Genomic DNA, 15,584 nt, shown 5'->3' with positions numbered 1-15,584 from the left:
TCCGCTACCGCCGCGATGGTCGAGTTTTCTGGGTGTACGGGGGCCCGCCGGAGGTGCTACCAGGGCCCCGCGCCCTGCTGTCCACCCTCGCGTGCGCCACGAATCGCCACGGAAGCTGCACGGAAAGGAAAATTGACGTATCGTCAGGCGTCACACAGCGGGGGCGACGGTGGTCCGCTCACCGTCGCCCCCGCCGTACTCCCCCGCCGGCCGGCACCCACGGCCCGGCGGGGCCCTCCACACCTCCCCGGGCCCGGGCCTGATGGGTTCAGGCCCGGGCCCGGTTCAGCTCCGGGCTGGACTCATGCCCGAAGTCTCCCCGGAGCTGGATCAGTTGACGTTGACGGCCGTCCAGGTCGCGGCGACCGCGTTGTACTCCGCGCTGCCCGACCCGTACAGGTCCGCCGCCGCGCTGAGGGTGCCCGCACGGGCGCCCGCGTAGTCGGTGGTGGAGGTGAAGTACGTGGTCAGCGCGCGGTACCAGATCTGCGCGGCCTTGTCCCGGCCGATGCCCGCGAGCGTGGAGTTGTCGTACGTCGGGCTGTTGTAGCTGAACCCGTTGATCGTCTTCGCGCCGCTGCCCTCGGACAGCAGGTAGAAGAAGTGGTTCGCCACCCCGGACGAGTAGTGCACGTCCAGGTTGCCGACGTTCGCGTCCCAGTAGTCCGCCGAGCCGCCGTCCTTGCTCGGCTGGTCCATGTACCGCAGCGGCGTACCGTTGCCGTTGAGGTTGATCAGCTCGCCGATCCAGTAGTTCGGCGGGTTGGAGGGCAGGTTGGCGTACCACTCGACCATCGTGCCCATGATGTCCGAGGTCGCCTCGTTGAGGCCGCCGGACTCGCCCGCGTAGTTGAGGTTCGCGGTGGCCGCGGTCACGCCGTGGCTCATCTCGTGGCCGGCCACGTCGATCTCGGTGAGCGGTGCGGTGTTGTTGCTGCCGTCGCCGTACGACATGCAGAAGCAGCTGTCGTCCCAGAAGGCGTTGACGTAGTTGGAGCCGTAGTGCACCCGGCTCAGGGCGCCGACGCCGTCGTTGCGGATGCCATTGCGGCCGAAGGTGCTCTTGTAGAAGTCCCAGGTGGTGGCGGCACCGAACTGGGCGTCCACGGCGGCGGATTCGCGGTTGTTGACGGTGCCGTCACCGAAGCTGTTGCTGGTGTTGGCGAACAGCGAGCCGGTGCCGTCAGTGCCGTTGTTGAGGTCGCTGGTGGACTGGCCGCCGCGACCGGCGTCCTTCAGCTGGTAGTTCGAGCCGCTCTGGGTGGTGGCCAGCGGGACCTGGCCGACGAAGATGCCGTTGCCGGTGCCGGCCGCGGTCTCGATCGTCTCGTGGGTGGCGAGGACCCGGCCGTCGGCCGCGTCGGTGACCAGGATCTGGCGGCTCGGGGTGCCGTCGGCGCGCCGGCCCTCGACCGTGGTGCGGTACGCCAGGCGCGGGTTGCCGTCGGTGGCCCAGACCACCAGCTCAGCCTTGCCGGCCTGGTGGACCTCGGTGAGCGGCGACTCGTCGGCGTCGGCGCGCGCCCCGATGGTGGCCTTGACCCCTGCGGTGACCTGCGTGGCGGCCTGGTCGGCGGCGATCTTCGGGGTCGTGTTCGGCAGCGCGATCCGGGCGGCGACCGCCTTGTCGACCGACTTCACCGAGCCGTCGGCCTTCTGGTGGACGACCAGGTCGCCACCGATCACCGGCAGGCCGGCGTAGGTGCGCTCGAAGCGCAGGTGGCGGGTGCCGTCCTTGTCCACCGCGGCGTCCTTGGCGACCAGCTGCTCCTTGTCGCCGAGCTTGAGCGCCTTGGCCAGCGGGCCGGCCTGACCGGCCGCCAGCTTGAGCGCGGTCGCGTGCTGCTGGGCGGCCTGGGCCTGCAGCGAGGGGGTGGGAGCGGCCTGGGCGGCGGTGCTCACCTGGATCACACCGGTCAACAGGGCCGTGGCCGAGAGTACGGCGACGGCCGCGAGCTTACGCTTCACGTACGAGTCCTTCCGGGAATCCGCGTCTGGGCGCGGTCGCACCGCGTCCCGGGGGGCCGGGTCGGCACCTGTGGGGCGGGACGGGCACTGACGTGCGGGAACCCCGTGCAGTCGAGCGGTTCGCCACCGATGGGTGGGGGTGGGGCTACCGCTGGGGGATGACCAGAAGCATGACAATCCAGCAGGTGAATTGACAGGTCTTGCTCAGCAATTGGCCAGGTCCCGCCATCGGGTAAAGAGCCTCCAATCAGCAGACGAACCCGGGCAATTCGCCACATCCCGCCAAGGGCTCCGACCCGAACGACGCCCGGTCGCCTGCACCTACGGGAATCCACCCGCCGCACGCCGCACGCCGACCCGACGAGCGGGCCCGGTCGGCCGTCGATCGACTTTTACATGTGTGTAGAAGACTCCATACGGTTCCTTGACACGCCGGTGGCGAGGTCCCGCCACCCGGACCACCTTGAACACCGGGAGGTCGTCTGCTAGTCAGCCGACCGGCACCGTCACCGCCCGGACCGCAGGGCCACCTCCCTGCGCGCGAGTTGGGGGACGGCAGCAGAGGGAAGCGACGGCACGGCTGCGCTGGAGCCCACGGCTCCTCCTTCACGGGGCGGTGGTGGTGGTCACCGGCAGCCTCACAGGCCGCTCGCGCACCCCGCGCCGCGAATTCTCATGCCTCGGGCGGGCCCCTACTGCAGCCGCCACTCCTGGGCGGCGTTGCCGGGGGTGCAGGAGACCATGGTGACGGCGCTGCCGGGGCCGTTGTTGGTCATGCAGGACTGGTTCTGGTAGTCGCCCAGCGTGTACGAGCCGGCCGAACTGCCGGTGCGCATCGTCCAGTTGGTGAGGAAGCTGAGGCCGTTGCTCAGCACGACCTTCCCGTCCATCGTCTGGACCAGCTGCGGGCCGCCGTTGTTGCAGGCGTTGAACAGGATCCACATGCCGGGGTTGGTCGAGCGCACCCAGCCGTACTGCGCGTGACCGCCGACGACGATCGGGTTGTCGCCGTTCAGGTTGTCGTCGCGCATCCCGATCGCGCGGCCGTCCTTCGCGCTGACGATGGTGCTCCAGCTGGTGCCGCCGCAGGACGCGGGCCGGGGCGGGCTCTGCGGGACGCTGGTGGTCCCGCCGTTGGCGCTCTGGGCCGGAGGCTGCGGGTTCTGGTTGGCGGGCGGGTTGGGCGGGTTGCCGCCGCCGGGCTGGCTCCCCTGACCGGCCGACGACGCCCCGCCGGCGGCCGCGCCCGTACCACCGGTCCGGGCGCCACCCGAACCGGCCGAGGCGCCCGAACCGCCACTGCCGCCCTGACCACCGGTGGCCGACACCGGCGGGACCGGGACCTGCGGCTGGTTCTGGGCGGCGCCGGGCGCCGGCTGGTCGGGGCCCGGGGTGGCCGCCGGGGTGTCGGTCGGCGCCGGGGTGGTCGGCGCGGTGGTGGTCGCGGGCGCCGAGGTCGCGGTGCCCGGGGTCACGGGGGCGGTGACCACCACGGTCGGCTGGGCGCCGGGCGACTGGGCCGCGTCGGTGCCGCCGGCCCCGCGGTCGACCAGCAGGACGGTCGCCGTGCCCATCGAGATGACCACGGGGATGACGACGGGCACCAGCAGGGTGCGCCGGGACCGCCGCCGACCGGGTTCGGTCTGCGCCTGCGGCTCCACCTTCGCCACCTCGTCCGGTGCCGGGGCGCCACCCGCGGCGGGCACCACCACCGCCCCGCCCTTGACCAGCGCCACGGCTGCGCCGCCCTGGGCCGGCCCCGCCGCACCGTCCTTCGCGGGCTCCGCGGCACCGCCCTCGGCCGCCGGGACCGCACCGCCCGAGACCGCACCGCCCTTGGCCGCCGGGCCCGCACCGGGCCGGAGCGGGAGGGTCCCGCTGTCGGCCGCGCCGGCCTTCCCCGGCGTCTGCCCGCCGCCGGCGAAGCCCTCCCCCGCGAGCGCCGCCCGGACCGCCCTCGCCATCTCCGCCGCGTCCGCGTACCGCTCCTCGGGCTTCTTGGCGAGAGCCCGGGCGACCAGTGCCCGTACCGGCGCCGGAAAGGTGTCCGGCAGTTCCGGCACCGGCTGGTTGACGTGCTTGAGCGCAATCTGGAGCGGCCCGTCACCGGAGTACGGCGGCTCGCCGACCAGCAGTTCGTAGCAGACCACGCCGATCGAGTACAGGTCGGTGGCCGGCCCGAGGTTCACGCCCTCGGCCTGCTCCGGGGACATGTAGAGCGCGGTGCCGATGATCGCGAACGGGGCGGTGAGCTTGGTGCTGGCGAGCGCCCGGGCGATGCCGAAGTCGGTGATGGCCACCCGGCCGTCCGAACGCACCATCAGGTTGGACGGCTTGATGTCCCGGTGGACGATCTCCCGCTGGTGCGCGGCGTGCAGCGCGTCCAGGGCTCCGGCCACCAGGTCGAGGGTGCGCTCGACGCCCATCGGTCCGGTGTCCTTGAGCACCCGGTCCAGCGGACGGCCGTCGATCAGCTCCATGACGATGTAGGCGCAGCGCTCCTCGCCGTCCCCGCCGCTCTCGCCGTAGTCGTGGACGCCCACCACACCGGGGTGGTCGACCGCGGCGACCAGCTGGGCCTCGCGGCGGAAGCGCTGGGCGGAGGTGTCGTCCTCCAGCAGCTCCGAGCGCAGGATCTTGACCGCGACCCTGCGCGCCAGCACGGTGTCCTCGGCCTTCCAGACCGAGCCCATGGCGCCGCCGCCGATCTTCTCGACCAGCTCGTACCGCCCGCCGAGCACGGTGCCCGCGCCGCTCATACCCCTGCTCCCCCGTGTCATGACCCCACCCCCGCGGGTCGTCGGCACACAGTGTGCCAGAGGGTGTCGTGGACTCAGTCGTGCAGGTCCGAAAAGGAATTGGGCGCGAGTTGTCAGTCCTTGAGGAAATATCGAGCACGGTCCGCGACTTCCCGGACGGCCGAGACGACCGCGTGGGGCCGGTCGGCCTGGATGGCGTGACCGGCGCCGAGCACCGTGCCGTGCGTCCCCCGGACGGCGCTCCTCGCGACACCCGCCTGGAGGGCGGTCCAGCGGACGCGCATCGCCCTGGGCAGCCCCCGGGTCGCGCTCAGGACGGCCAGCGGCGCCTCGGTCGGCGGAGCCCCGGCGCGGCGACGACGGAGCTCGGGGACGGCGGCGGCGGTCAGCCCCAGTTCGGCGAGGAGGGCACGCCGCTGGTGCCGGTGCGCGATCACGGCCGCCTCGGCCCGGGCGAGCGGCTCCTCCGGTTCGGGCGAGGTCGGCGACAGCGCCGTCCGGTACAGCCAGAGCCGGTACAGCCAGAGCCGGTTCAGCACGGCCTCGGCGACCTGGATGGACCGCGGCTGGAACTCCTCGTGCGCCGGGTCCACGAGCACCTGCCCGGCCACCAGCTCCGGCCGCTGCCAGGCGAGGAGTTGGGACAGCTGGCCGCCCCAGCTATGCCCGACCAGGAGGGCCGGGCCCGCGTCCAGGTGCCGCACGAGGGCGGCCAGGTCGGCGAGCTGGCCGTTCAGCGTCGGGGCAGTGGACCGCTCGGGCTCGCTGGCCCCCAGCCCGGCCCGGTCGTACGCCACGACCCTCCCGTACCGGGCGAGTTCGGGCAGGACGGCCGACCAGGTGAGCGCCGACGTCCCGGCGCCCGCGATCAGGACCACCGGCACGGCGCCGCCCCGGCCGGCCTCCACCCAGCGCAACGCCCGTCCGTCCCGGTCCAGTTCGCCGGTGCGCACGCCGCCGGGCAGGTGCTCGCCGAGCGCCCGCGCGACGGCCTCCTGGACGCTCCGCAGACCCGGCCCGGCGGGCTTTCCCCGCGTGCCCTGACTGGTGTTCATGTGCCGTCCCCCTGGATCCCTCGTTCGGCCCCGTTTCCCCCGGGCCTGGTTCCGACCGTCCTGCGAGCGGCCTCGGGCAGTCCTCAGACCTGTCCGGGACCGGTCTCAGGTGATCATCAGACCGGCCCCGGACAGTTCTCCGACGGCCCCTCAGGCAGGCAGGGCCCGCTTCAGCAGCCCGAGCAGCGCCTCCCAGTGCCGCTCGGCCGCCACCGCGTCGTAGCGGTTGGTGTCGGCCTGGGTGTAGCCGTGCGGGGCGCCGGCGTAGACCTCCGCCCGGTACCGGACACCGGCGGCGGTGAGGGCCGCGGCGAGCCGGTCGATCTGCTCGGGCGGCAGCGACGGGTCCTCGTCCGCGTGGCCGAAGTACAGCTCCGCGGTGATCCGGTCGGCGCCCAGGTGCGGGCTGTCCGGGCTGTCGGTGGCGAGCCTGCCGCCGTGGAACCCGGCCGCGACGGCGATCCGGTCCGGGTGGCTGGCGGCGGCGCGCAGCGCCAGCATGGCCCCGAAGCAGTAGCCGGTCAGGCCGACCGGGCCGTCCTGGACCAGCGGGGACTCGGCGAGCCAGCGCAGGTACGCGTCCGCGTCGCGGGAGTTCGCGTCCGGGGTGAGCGTTTCGATCAGCGGGAAGATCCGGCCGAAGAGTTCGTCGGCCTGCTCCAGGTCGATGCGCTCCGGCAGGTCGAAGACCGGCGCGCGGCCGGCGCGGTAGAAGAGGTTGGGGGCGAGTACGGCGTACCCGGCCGCGGCCAGCCGGTCGGCCATGCCCTCCACGTGCGGCCGGAGGCCGAAGGCGTCCGTGAAGAGGATGACGCCCGGGTGGGCCCGGCCGTCGTCGGGGTGGGCGAGGTAGGCGTCGGCGGTGCCGTCCGCCGTCGGGATGTCCACGAGGGTTCCGCGCACGAGCATGGTGAGGGTGCTCCTTCCGATTCGTCCGGCAGCGTATCCGGTGGACCCGCCGCCCGCCCGTGCGCTTTGCGCCACAGTGCGGCCGCGTCGAACCCGCGTCGAATCCGCGACGTACCCGCGGCGCGCCCACGTGTGCGCCCGGGGGAACGCCGTGGCCCCGTGCGCGCGTTGAGCGGGCATGGGGTGGATCGTGGGTGTGGCGGCGACGGTCGCGGCGGTGCTGGGGCTGGTGCTGCTGGCGGTGTGGCAGGTCCAGGACGAGTCCTCGTCGCGGCCGCGGCGGCGCGGGCCCGGGGTGGGGACGGGTGCCGGCGGGCTGGAGGAGCTGCACGCGCTGTTCAGCCCGGGCAAGCAGGTGCAGGTCGAGCAGAAGCGGGAGCAGCTCGTGCTCCGGGACGACGAACAGGCCGGGGCGCCGCCGCACTTCGGCGTGGACCTGGACCGGGGCGTGGCGGTGCTGCCCGGCGGGGCCGGAGGACGTGCGCCCGGCCCCGCGGAGCGCGAGGGGATCGGAACGGGTACGGCCGGCCGGGCGCCCCGGGAGCCTGAGGCTCAGGCCCCCCAGGTGCGGGAGCAGAGCACCAGCCGGTAGCCGTCCGGGTCGGCTATCGTCACGCCGTGCTCGTCCCAGTACGGGTTGTGGGACGCGACCCGGGTGCCGCCGGCCTCCTCCAGCCGGGCGACCAGTGCCTCGTCCACCGGGGCGCCGAGGTAGACGACGAACAGGTCGTCCACCGTCGGGGTGGGCTCCAGCGGCCGCTCCGGGTCGTGCGTCAGCTCGAAGTGCCAACTGCCGCCGGGCGGGCCGACCATCAGCAGGTCGTGCTCGCCGGACACCCGCTCGGTGCTGCGCCACTGCACGGCGAGGCCGAGGGCGTCGACGTAGAAGCGCTCGGCCGCCGCGATGTCGCGCGAGGGGCGGGCGATCCGGACCCGCGTGGTGGAATCGATCATGTCGGCGACCATAGCCGATGCCACTGACAGCGAACCAGGCTGCGCGGCCCGACTGTGGACGGACCGTCAGAGCCGCCGCAGCCGCTCCTCGTCGGAGGTCCTCGGGCAGGTCAGACAGGCGGTGGCCGCGGGCCCGACCGCGTAGTAGAGGCAGCAGGCGAGCCGGGTGCGGGTGTGGTGGGCGCGCCCGTCGGGGGTGTGCAGGCGGCGGAAGTCGGCGCCGCCGGGGAGCGGCAGGGTGCCGCCGGGCAGGACGGCCTCGGCGGCGGCGACGGCGGCGTCCTCCTCGGCGACCGCGACGGCGGCGCCCTCCCCTGCGGCGGCGACGGCGGCACCCTCCTCGCCGAGCATCCGCCCCAGGTACCAGAGGGCGGAGGCCAGATCGTCCGTCACCATGCCCCAGAGCGCCCGGTCGCGGCGCCGGGTGGGACCGGCGAACGCGGCGAGCACCGGTCCGAGGTGCGCGACCACGGCGGCCCGCAGCTCGGCGCGCAGTTCGTCGTCGCCGGGGAGGGTGACGTACCCGCGCGGGCGCAGGGCGAGCGCGCCGGTGGGGGCGTGCAGCCAGAGGTCGGCCGGGTCGACGACGGGGACCCGGCGGGCGAGGTGCCAGGGGCCGGCGATCAGCAGGCAGGCCGACCAGACGTAGTGGTGGAGCAACCGGGAGGCGGTGACGTGCGGGCGCGGAGCGCGGCCGTGCTCGTCGGCGATGCGGGCCTCCGCACCCGCCAGGACGGCGGCCAGTGCCCGTTCGTCGGTGGCGAGTTCGGCTCCGGAGTGCCAGCCGTCGGCGAGGCCCGGGGCGGGCTCGGCGGCGTCGAGCAGGCGCAGCTCCAGCACCGGGCAGAGCTCCCGCAGCCGCCGGTAGTCGGCGACCAGCGCGGAGGACGCGCAGGGTGCTACGGGCAGGGGTGTTCCGGGAACCATGGGCACTCCCGAGATCGATTCCGCATGATCGATTAAGGTGAGGCTCACCTTACAACGCATCACCGCACCCGATGACCATGCCCAACTCCACCGGTCGGCTCACCGGTCCCGCCGGTCGAAGTGGCCCGAAGGCCGCGGGCGTGGACGCGCCGAAGTGGCCGTCGACGGCCGGGGGCGAACAGCTGACAGATTTCGAAATCTGTCAGCTGTTATCTGTTATCTGTTATCTGTCAGCCATCAACCGTAGGCCGTCAGCCGTTCCACCGCCCCGGACCGCCGCCGCCCCCTTCCTCCGCTCGTGGGAGAGTGGTAGGCAGCGAAGGGAGCGCGAACGTGCTGATGGACAAGGTGGCGGAGATACTCGCCGAGGCGTCGGCCGAGGTGGTGGAGCCGCGCTTCCGGGCGCTGGCCGCCGGCGAGGTGATGGAGAAGGCCCCCGGCGAGATCGTCACGGTCGCCGACCGCGAGGCCGAGGCGATCATCGCCCGTCGACTGCACGAGCTGCTGCCCGTCCCCGTGGTCGGCGAGGAGGCGGTCTCCGCCGACCCGTCGCTCGCCCTGGCCCTCCACGACGAGCCGGCCGCCTGGCTGGTCGACCCGGTGGACGGCACCGCCAACTTCGTCGCCGGCAGACCCGAGTACGCCGTGATGTGCTCCCTGGTCCGCTCCGGCCGGACCGTCGCCTCCTGGATCTGGCAGCCCGCCACCGCCACCGCCTACTGCGCCGAGCTGGGCTCCGGCGCCTGGCGCGACGGCGTGCGCCTGACCCGCCCCCCGGCACCGAAGGACGTCGCGAAGCTGCGCGGCTCGGTGAAGAGCCGCTACCTCGACGCCGCGCACCGCCGCCGACTCCAGGACAACATCGCGGCCTTCGGCGAGATCTCCCCCGGTCGGCACGCCGCCGGGATCGAGTACCCGGACGTCGTCGACGGCCGCTTCGACTTCCTCCTCTACTGGCGCACCCTCCCCTGGGACCACGCCCCGGGCTCCCTCCTGGTCACCGAGGCCGGCGGCGTCTCCGCCCGCCCGGACGGCACCCCGTACCGCCCGGAGGCCCCCGGCTGCGAGGACGGCCTCCTGGTCGCCGCCGACCCCGAGACCTGGGAGCTCACCCGGTCGATCCTCCTCGCTGGCTGACGCCGGGGCCCGCCCGCCCGGAGCCCCCGCGGAACCTCCGTCGGCCCTACCCGGCCCGCTCGCCCGCGACCTTGCGGCCGGCGCCCACCACCTCCCGCACCAGCGCGCCGACCTCCCCCACCGTGGTGTGGGGGTTCAGCAGCGTGAGCTTCAACCGGACCCGGCCCGGACCGTCGCCCGGGAGTTCGGTGCGGCCGACCACCGCCCGGCCGGTGCGCAGCAGCAGGCGCCGCAGCCGGCCGTTCACCTCGTCCAGCGCGGCCTCGTCCGTCACACCGGGCGGCCGGTAGCGGAAGAGGACGGCGGTGAGCACCGGCTCGGCGTAGAGCTCGAGCGCCGGGTCCGCGCGCACGGCGTCGGCCGCGGCGAGCGCGAGGTCGTGGCAGGAGTCGACCAGGCGGCCGAGTCCGTCCCGGCCGAGGGTGCGCAGGGTGACGGCGAGCTTGAAGGCGTCGGCCCGGCGGGTGGTGCGCAGCGAGCGGCCGAGCAGGCTGGGGTAGCCGGCCTGCTCGTCGTCGACCGGGTTGAGGTACTCGGCGCGGCGGGCGAGCGAGACGTAGGTCTCGGCGCGGCGCACCAGGAAGACCCCGGCCGCGGCCGGCTGCCAGCCGAGCTTGTGCCAGTCGAGGGAGACCGAGTCGGCGCGGGCGATGCCGTCGAGCAGCGGGGCAAGCCGGTCGGAGAGCAGCGCCCCGCCGCCGTACGCGGCGTCCACGTGCAGCCAGGCGCCGTAGCGTCCGGCGAGGTCGGCGGCGGCGGAGAGCGGGTCGACGGCTCCGGTGTCGGTGGTGCCCGCGGTGGCGACCACGGCGATCGGGGTCCGTCCGGCCCAGCTGGCCTCGGCCATCGCCCGTTCCAGTTCGTCCTCCCGCATCCGCAGCCCGCGGTCGACCGCGACGGGGATGACAGCCCGCTCGCCGAGGCCGAGCAGGGCGGCGGCGCGCTGGACGGAGAAGTGCGCGGCCTCGGAGGCGAGGATGCAGGGCCGGACGCCGGCCGGGATGCCGTCCAGCTCCACGATGCCGTCGAGCTTCTGGTCGCGCGCCAGCATGAGCCCCATGAGGTTGGACTCGGTGCCGCCGGAGGTGAGGACGCCGGCGGCGCGCTGCGGGTCGTAGCCGACGAGCCCGGCGATCTCGGCGAGCAGCGTGCTCTCCAGGGCGGTGGCGGCGGGGGCCTGGTCCCAGGAGTCCTGGGAGGGGTTGAGGGCGCTGACCGCGAGGTCCGCCGCGGCGGCGACGGCCAGCGGCGGGCAGTGCAGGTGCGCGGCGCAGGCCGGGTCCGCGGGGTCGGCGGCGCCGTAGGCGAGCAGTTGGGTGAGCCGGGCGAGGGCGCCTGGTCCGTCGTCGGTGGCCAGGGCCTCGTCGACGAGTGCGGCGATCTCGGCCGGGCTGCCCGCCGGCACCGGTCCGGAGCGCATGGCGGCGCCCGTCTCCAGGGAGTCGAGGACGGTGGCCAGCAGCGGTCCGAGCGCGCCAGGACCGGCCGCGCCGCCCGCCAGGGCGTCGGTGGCGGCGCCGTCCCGGGGGAGCCCGACGGGGCCGGATCCGGGCCCGCTCACCGGTTGCCCCGCACCGTCGGCGCGCCCGCCGAACCACTCGCCGAACCACCCGTCGGCCCGCCCGTGGACGCCGCCGCGATCGCCTCCGCCAGCCGCTCCAGCACCGCCGCCACCTGCTCGTCGGTGATGGTGAGCGGCGGGAGCAGTCGCAGCACCGCGTCGTGGCGCCCGCCGAGCTCGACGATCAGCCCCCGCGCCAGGCACGCCTCCCGGACCCGCACCGCGAGCGCCGGGTCGGCCGGCCGGGCGCCGCACGCGTCGGGCTCGGCCGCCGGGTCGACCAGTTCGACCCCGAGCATCAGCCCCCGGCCGCGCACGTCGCCGATCACCGGCAGTTCGGCCGCGAGTTCGCGCAGCCGGGCCGCCATCCGCTCGCCGACGACGGCGGCCCGCTCGACCAGCCCGTTCGCCGCGACGTGGCGCAGCGTCGCGGCCCCGGCGGCCATGGCGAGGGTGTTGCCGCGGAAGGTGCCGGTGTGGGCGCCGGGCCGCCAGCCGTCGTAGTCCTCGCGGTAGACGACGACGGCGAGCGGCAGGCTGCCGCCGATGGCCTTGGAGAGGACCATCGCGTCCGGGACGATGCCGCTGTGCTCGATCGCCCACATCGCGCCGGTGCGGCCGACGCCGGTCTGCACCTCGTCGACGATCAGCGGGATGCCGCGCTCGGCGGTGATCCGGCGCATCGCGCGCAGCCAGCCGTCGGGCGCGGGGACGACCCCGCCCTCGCCCTGGACGGCTTCCAGGATCATCGCGGCGGGCGCGACCACACCGCCTGAGGGGTCGTCCAGCAGCCGCTCCACGTAGGTCGCGGCGAGGTCCGCGCCCGCCTCGCCGCCGACCCCGAACGGGCAGCGGTAGCCGTACGGGTAGGGCAGCCGGGCGACCTCACCGCCGCTCGGCAGCGGCTCCTTGACCGCGACGTTGCCGGTGAGCGCGAGGGCGCCGGCGGTCATGCCGTGGTAGGCGCCGGTGAAGGCGAGCGCGCAGGAGCGGCCGGTGGCGGTCTGCATCAGCTTGAGCGCGGCCTCGACGGCGTCCGTCCCGGCCGGTCCGCAGAAGTGCACCCGGGCGCGGGCGCCGAACTCGGCGGGCAGGCTCTCGAAGAGCGCGCTGGTGAAGTCGTCCTTCTCGGCGGTGGCGAGGTCGAGCAGGTGCAGCGGGGCGCCGCTGTCGAGGGTGCGGCGGATCGCCTCCAGCACCACCGGGTGGTTGTGGCCGAGGGCGAGCGTGCCGGCGCCGGAGAGGCAGTCCAGGTAGCGCCGCCCGTCGGCGCCCTCGACGGTCATGCCGTGGGCGCGGACCGGGACGATCGGGAAGGAGCGGGCGTAGGTTCTGGCTGCGGACTCGCGGACGCGCTGACGGCGCAGGATGGCTTCACCGGCGGCCGGGGCTCCGGAGGCGGCCTGGACGGGTACGGCAGCGAGCGACACGAGAAACCCCCAGGGGAAGTTAGGTAAGCCTAACTTTACTGCCCTTGACCTGGCTGAATGCCCTCGGGGTCCCAGAACCACCCGAGTGAGTGAACCTCCCCCGGCTCCTCCAACGAGCGCCGCGCGGAAAGGTCACGGCCCGGCCCGCACCGGCCGAACCCGACGGTCGGGCCCCGGCCCCGCAGGTCCGGTTCCTCAGGCCCGGCTCCTCGGGCCCCGCCCCTCAGGTCCGGTGCCGCCACCGGTAGCAGAGCTCCGGCCGCCCGACGCTCCCGTACTGCGGCTCCCGCACCGCGCACCCGGTCTCCACCAGGTGCTCCAGGTAGCGCCGCGCGGTGATCCGGGAGACCCCGGCCGCCGCGCCCGCGGCCGCCGCCGACAACCCGGTGGCCGCCTCGCGCAGGACCGAGGCGACGGTGTCCAGGGTGGGCGCGCTCAGCCCCTTGGGCAGGGTGCTGCGCTCCGGCGTACGGAGCAGGGCGAACGCCTGGTCGACCTCCTCCTGCCCGGTCGCCTCCCCGCTGCGCCCGAGGCTGTCGCGGTAGCGGGCGTAGCGCTCCAGCCGGTCGTGCAGGGCGGCCGCGCTGAACGGCTTCAGCAGGTACTGCACGACGCCCGCGGAGACCGCCTGCCGGACCATCGCGAGGTCGCGGGCCGAGGTCACCGCGATGACGTCGGTGCTGTGGCCGGCCGCGCGCAGCGTACGGCAGAGCTGGAGCCCGTGGCCGTCCGGCAGGTAGAGGTCGAGCAGGGTGAGGTCGACGGGCGTCCCGGCGGCGCGGGCCCGGTCCAGGAAGCGCAGCGCGTCGGCGCAGCTGTGGACCGTCCCGGCGGCGTGGAAGCCGGGCTCCCGCCGGACGTAGAGGGTGTGCGCGGCGGCGGCCACCGGGTCGTCCTCGACCACCAGGACGGAGATCCCCGCCCCGGCGGCGGCTGTGTGGGCGGTGCCGTTCACGCCAGGGCCCCTTCCCGCTCCCGACCGCTCGACCCACCGGGCCGGTCGGCGGGCTCCCCCGGCTCGCCACCGGGCCCGCCCGGCCCGCCCGGCCGTCCGGCCAGCGGCAGCCGCACCGTGAGCACCGCGCCGCGCTCCCGTCCGACCTCGACGGTGCCGCCGTTGCGCCGGGCGGTCTGGGCGACCAGCGCCAGCCCGAGCCCGTGCCCGTGCCCGTCCTGCTTGGTGCTCCAGCCCCGCCGGAAGACGTCCTCGACCGCGCCCGGGTCGATCCCCGCGCCGGTGTCGGCGACCCGCAGCAGTAGGCAGTCGCCGGGCACCCCGGCGCCGTCACCGCCATCGCCGCCGTCGCCGCCGTCGCAACCTTCGCCGTCGCCGCCGGTGCAGTCCCGACCGCCGGCGATCCGCGCCGTGACGGTGACCTCCGGCGGGACGGGGCTCTCGGCCGCGCCGGCGATGGCGGCGTCCACGGCGTTGTCGATCAGGTTGCCGAGGACGGTGATCAGGTCCCGCGCGGAGAGGTCGGGCGGCAGCACCCCGTCGTCGATCCGGCTGTCCTCGGTGAGCGTCAACTCCACGCCCCGCTCGGCGGCTTGGGCGGCCTTGCCGAGCAGCAGCGCGGCCAGCACCGGCTCGCCCACCGCCGCGACCACCCGGTCGGTGAGCTGCTGGGCGAGTTCGAGCTCGGCGGTGGCGAACTCCACCGCCTGTTCGTGGCGGCCGAGTTCGATCAGCGAGACCACCGCGTGCAACCGGTTGGCGGCTTCGTGCGCCTGTGCGCCGAGCGCCTCGGTGAAGCACCGTACCGAGTCCAACTCCCCGCTGAGCGCCTGGAGTTCGGTGTGATCCCGAAGGGTCACCACTCGGCCGAGGCCGGGGCCGGTGCCGATGGTGGAGGTGTTCAGCACCACGACGCGCTCGGCGGTCAGGTGCACCTCGTCCCGGACGGGCTCCTCCCCCAGCACGGCCGCCACCAGCGCCTCCGGCAGGCCCAGTTCCACCACCGGTCGACCGTCCAGGTCGCCGGTCAGACCGAGCAGTTCACGGGCGGCGTCATTGCACAGCACCACCCGGTGCGAGCGGTCCAGCAGGACCAGTCCCTCGCGCACCGCGTGCAGGGTCGCCTGGTGGTACTCGTAGAGGTGGCTCAGCTGGTCCGGCCCCATCCCGTGGGTGTGCCGCCGCAGCCGGGAGTTGGCGAGGTAGGTGCCGACGCCGCCGACCGCGAGCGCGGCGACCGCCACCCCGACCAGGGCGAGCAGCGGACCGCTCAGCTGCGCGGAGATCGACTCCACCGTGAGGCCCGCGCTGACCAGCGCGACCACCCGGTGCCGCTCGTCCCACACCGGGGCGACCACCCGCACGGACGGGCCGAGCGTGCCGGTGTACGTCTCGCTGCGGGTCTGCCCGGCGAGCGCCCAGTCGATGTGCCCCAGGTAGGTCCGGCCGATCTGCTCGGGCAGCGGGTGGGTCCAGCGCACGCCGTCGGTGTCCATGACGGTGATGAAGGAGACCCCGGTGTCGGCCCGCACCTGCTCGACGTACGGCTGGAGCGCCGCGGTCGGGTCGGGGGCGCCGACGGCGGCCCGGACGGACGGCGAGTCGGCGACGGCGTGCGCGACCGCGGTGACCTGGCGACGGGCGGCGTCCTCGGCCCGGTCGGCGGTGAAGAGGTACGCGAGCACCGCGCCACCGGCGACCACGGCGGCGACGATCACCACCTGGACGACGAACAGCTGCCCGGCCAGGCTGCGGACCAGCCGCCGGGGACCGCGGCCCGTCGGCCGGTGCGAGCGGCGGCGCGGGGCGGTGGGGGCGGTGCGCTCGGACATGCCTGCCAGTGTGCACCACGCCCCCGGGCGCCCCCGAGGGCCGTCCGGCCCGCACCGTTCGCGGGCCGGGCCTCCGGGCCGGACAGCCGGGTCGGAC

12 protein-coding genes are annotated in these 15,584 nt (G+C 74.8%); 2 read left to right on the top strand and 10 right to left on the bottom strand.

The features are described from left to right. Window positions 1-330 precede the first annotated feature (330 nt). From ACFY4B_RS06500 to ACFY4B_RS06485, 4 genes are all read right to left on the bottom strand, one after another. The gene (locus ACFY4B_RS06500) at window positions 331-1,968 is read right to left on the bottom strand and encodes a M4 family metallopeptidase (RefSeq protein ID WP_375873404.1); all 1,638 of its coding nucleotides are present in this window, start codon (window positions 1,966-1,968) and stop codon (window positions 331-333) included. Between the two features lie 692 nt (window positions 1,969-2,660). Then, window positions 2,661-4,727 (bottom strand): serine/threonine-protein kinase, encoded by a 2,067-nt coding sequence (locus tag ACFY4B_RS06495; protein WP_387966698.1) that lies wholly within the window; start codon window positions 4,725-4,727, stop codon window positions 2,661-2,663. A 113-nt stretch (window positions 4,728-4,840) separates the two neighbouring features. Beyond that, window positions 4,841-5,782, bottom strand: a complete 942-nt coding sequence (locus tag ACFY4B_RS06490; protein ID WP_387966697.1) for an alpha/beta fold hydrolase — start codon at window positions 5,780-5,782, stop codon at window positions 4,841-4,843. 150 nt (window positions 5,783-5,932) lie between these two features. Next, window positions 5,933-6,691 carry a dienelactone hydrolase family protein gene (locus ACFY4B_RS06485; protein WP_074004258.1) on the bottom strand — a complete coding sequence of 253 codons (759 nt, stop codon included), beginning with the start codon at window positions 6,689-6,691 and terminating at the stop codon, window positions 5,933-5,935. A gap of 178 nt (window positions 6,692-6,869) precedes the next feature. On the opposite strand from ACFY4B_RS06485, the gene ACFY4B_RS06480 reads away from it, so the two are divergent. Continuing rightward, on the top strand, window positions 6,870-7,283 hold the full coding sequence (locus ACFY4B_RS06480; protein WP_380777691.1) for a DUF6191 domain-containing protein: 414 nt from the start codon (window positions 6,870-6,872) through the stop codon (window positions 7,281-7,283). Here the strand turns inward: ACFY4B_RS06480 and ACFY4B_RS06475 are convergent. Then, entirely contained in the window at window positions 7,244-7,645 is a 402-nt protein-coding gene (locus ACFY4B_RS06475; protein ID WP_074004433.1) for a VOC family protein, read from the bottom strand. The genes ACFY4B_RS06480 and ACFY4B_RS06475 overlap by 40 nt on opposite strands. Window positions 7,646-7,711: 66 nt before the next feature. Next, complete coding sequence (locus ACFY4B_RS06470) at window positions 7,712-8,572, bottom strand: (2Fe-2S)-binding protein (RefSeq protein ID WP_387966696.1); 861 nt, start codon at window positions 8,570-8,572, stop codon at window positions 7,712-7,714. Between the two features lie 339 nt (window positions 8,573-8,911). Between ACFY4B_RS06470 and ACFY4B_RS06465 the strand changes: the two genes are divergently transcribed. Beyond that, complete coding sequence (locus tag ACFY4B_RS06465) at window positions 8,912-9,709, top strand: inositol monophosphatase family protein (protein ID WP_049651877.1); 798 nt, start codon at window positions 8,912-8,914, stop codon at window positions 9,707-9,709. A gap of 46 nt (window positions 9,710-9,755) precedes the next feature. Here the strand turns inward: ACFY4B_RS06465 and ACFY4B_RS06460 are convergent, their stop codons facing one another. From ACFY4B_RS06460 to ACFY4B_RS06445, 4 genes are all read right to left on the bottom strand, one after another. Continuing rightward, window positions 9,756-11,270 carry a pyridoxal-dependent decarboxylase gene (locus ACFY4B_RS06460; RefSeq protein ID WP_234348391.1) on the bottom strand — a complete coding sequence of 505 codons (1,515 nt, stop codon included), beginning with the start codon at window positions 11,268-11,270 and terminating at the stop codon, window positions 9,756-9,758. After that, a complete protein-coding gene (locus ACFY4B_RS06455) occupies window positions 11,267-12,700 on the bottom strand; it encodes a diaminobutyrate--2-oxoglutarate transaminase (RefSeq protein ID WP_387966695.1) in 1,434 nt (477 codons plus the stop codon). Before ACFY4B_RS06455 ends, ACFY4B_RS06460 begins: the two co-directional genes overlap by 4 nt. A 223-nt stretch (window positions 12,701-12,923) precedes the next feature. Then, window positions 12,924-13,655, bottom strand: a complete 732-nt coding sequence (locus ACFY4B_RS06450; protein ID WP_074004254.1) for a response regulator — start codon at window positions 13,653-13,655, stop codon at window positions 12,924-12,926. After that, entirely contained in the window at window positions 13,652-15,487 is a 1,836-nt protein-coding gene (locus ACFY4B_RS06445; protein WP_387966694.1) for an ATP-binding protein, read from the bottom strand. The genes ACFY4B_RS06450 and ACFY4B_RS06445 overlap by 4 nt, the downstream gene beginning before the upstream one ends. Window positions 15,488-15,584: the final 97 nt, after the last annotated feature.

Source organism: Kitasatospora sp. NPDC001261 (genome assembly GCF_042896795.1).
Classification (GTDB): Bacteria; Actinomycetota; Actinomycetes; order Streptomycetales; family Streptomycetaceae; genus Kitasatospora.
This window is presented reverse-complemented; position numbering and strand designations above follow the sequence as displayed.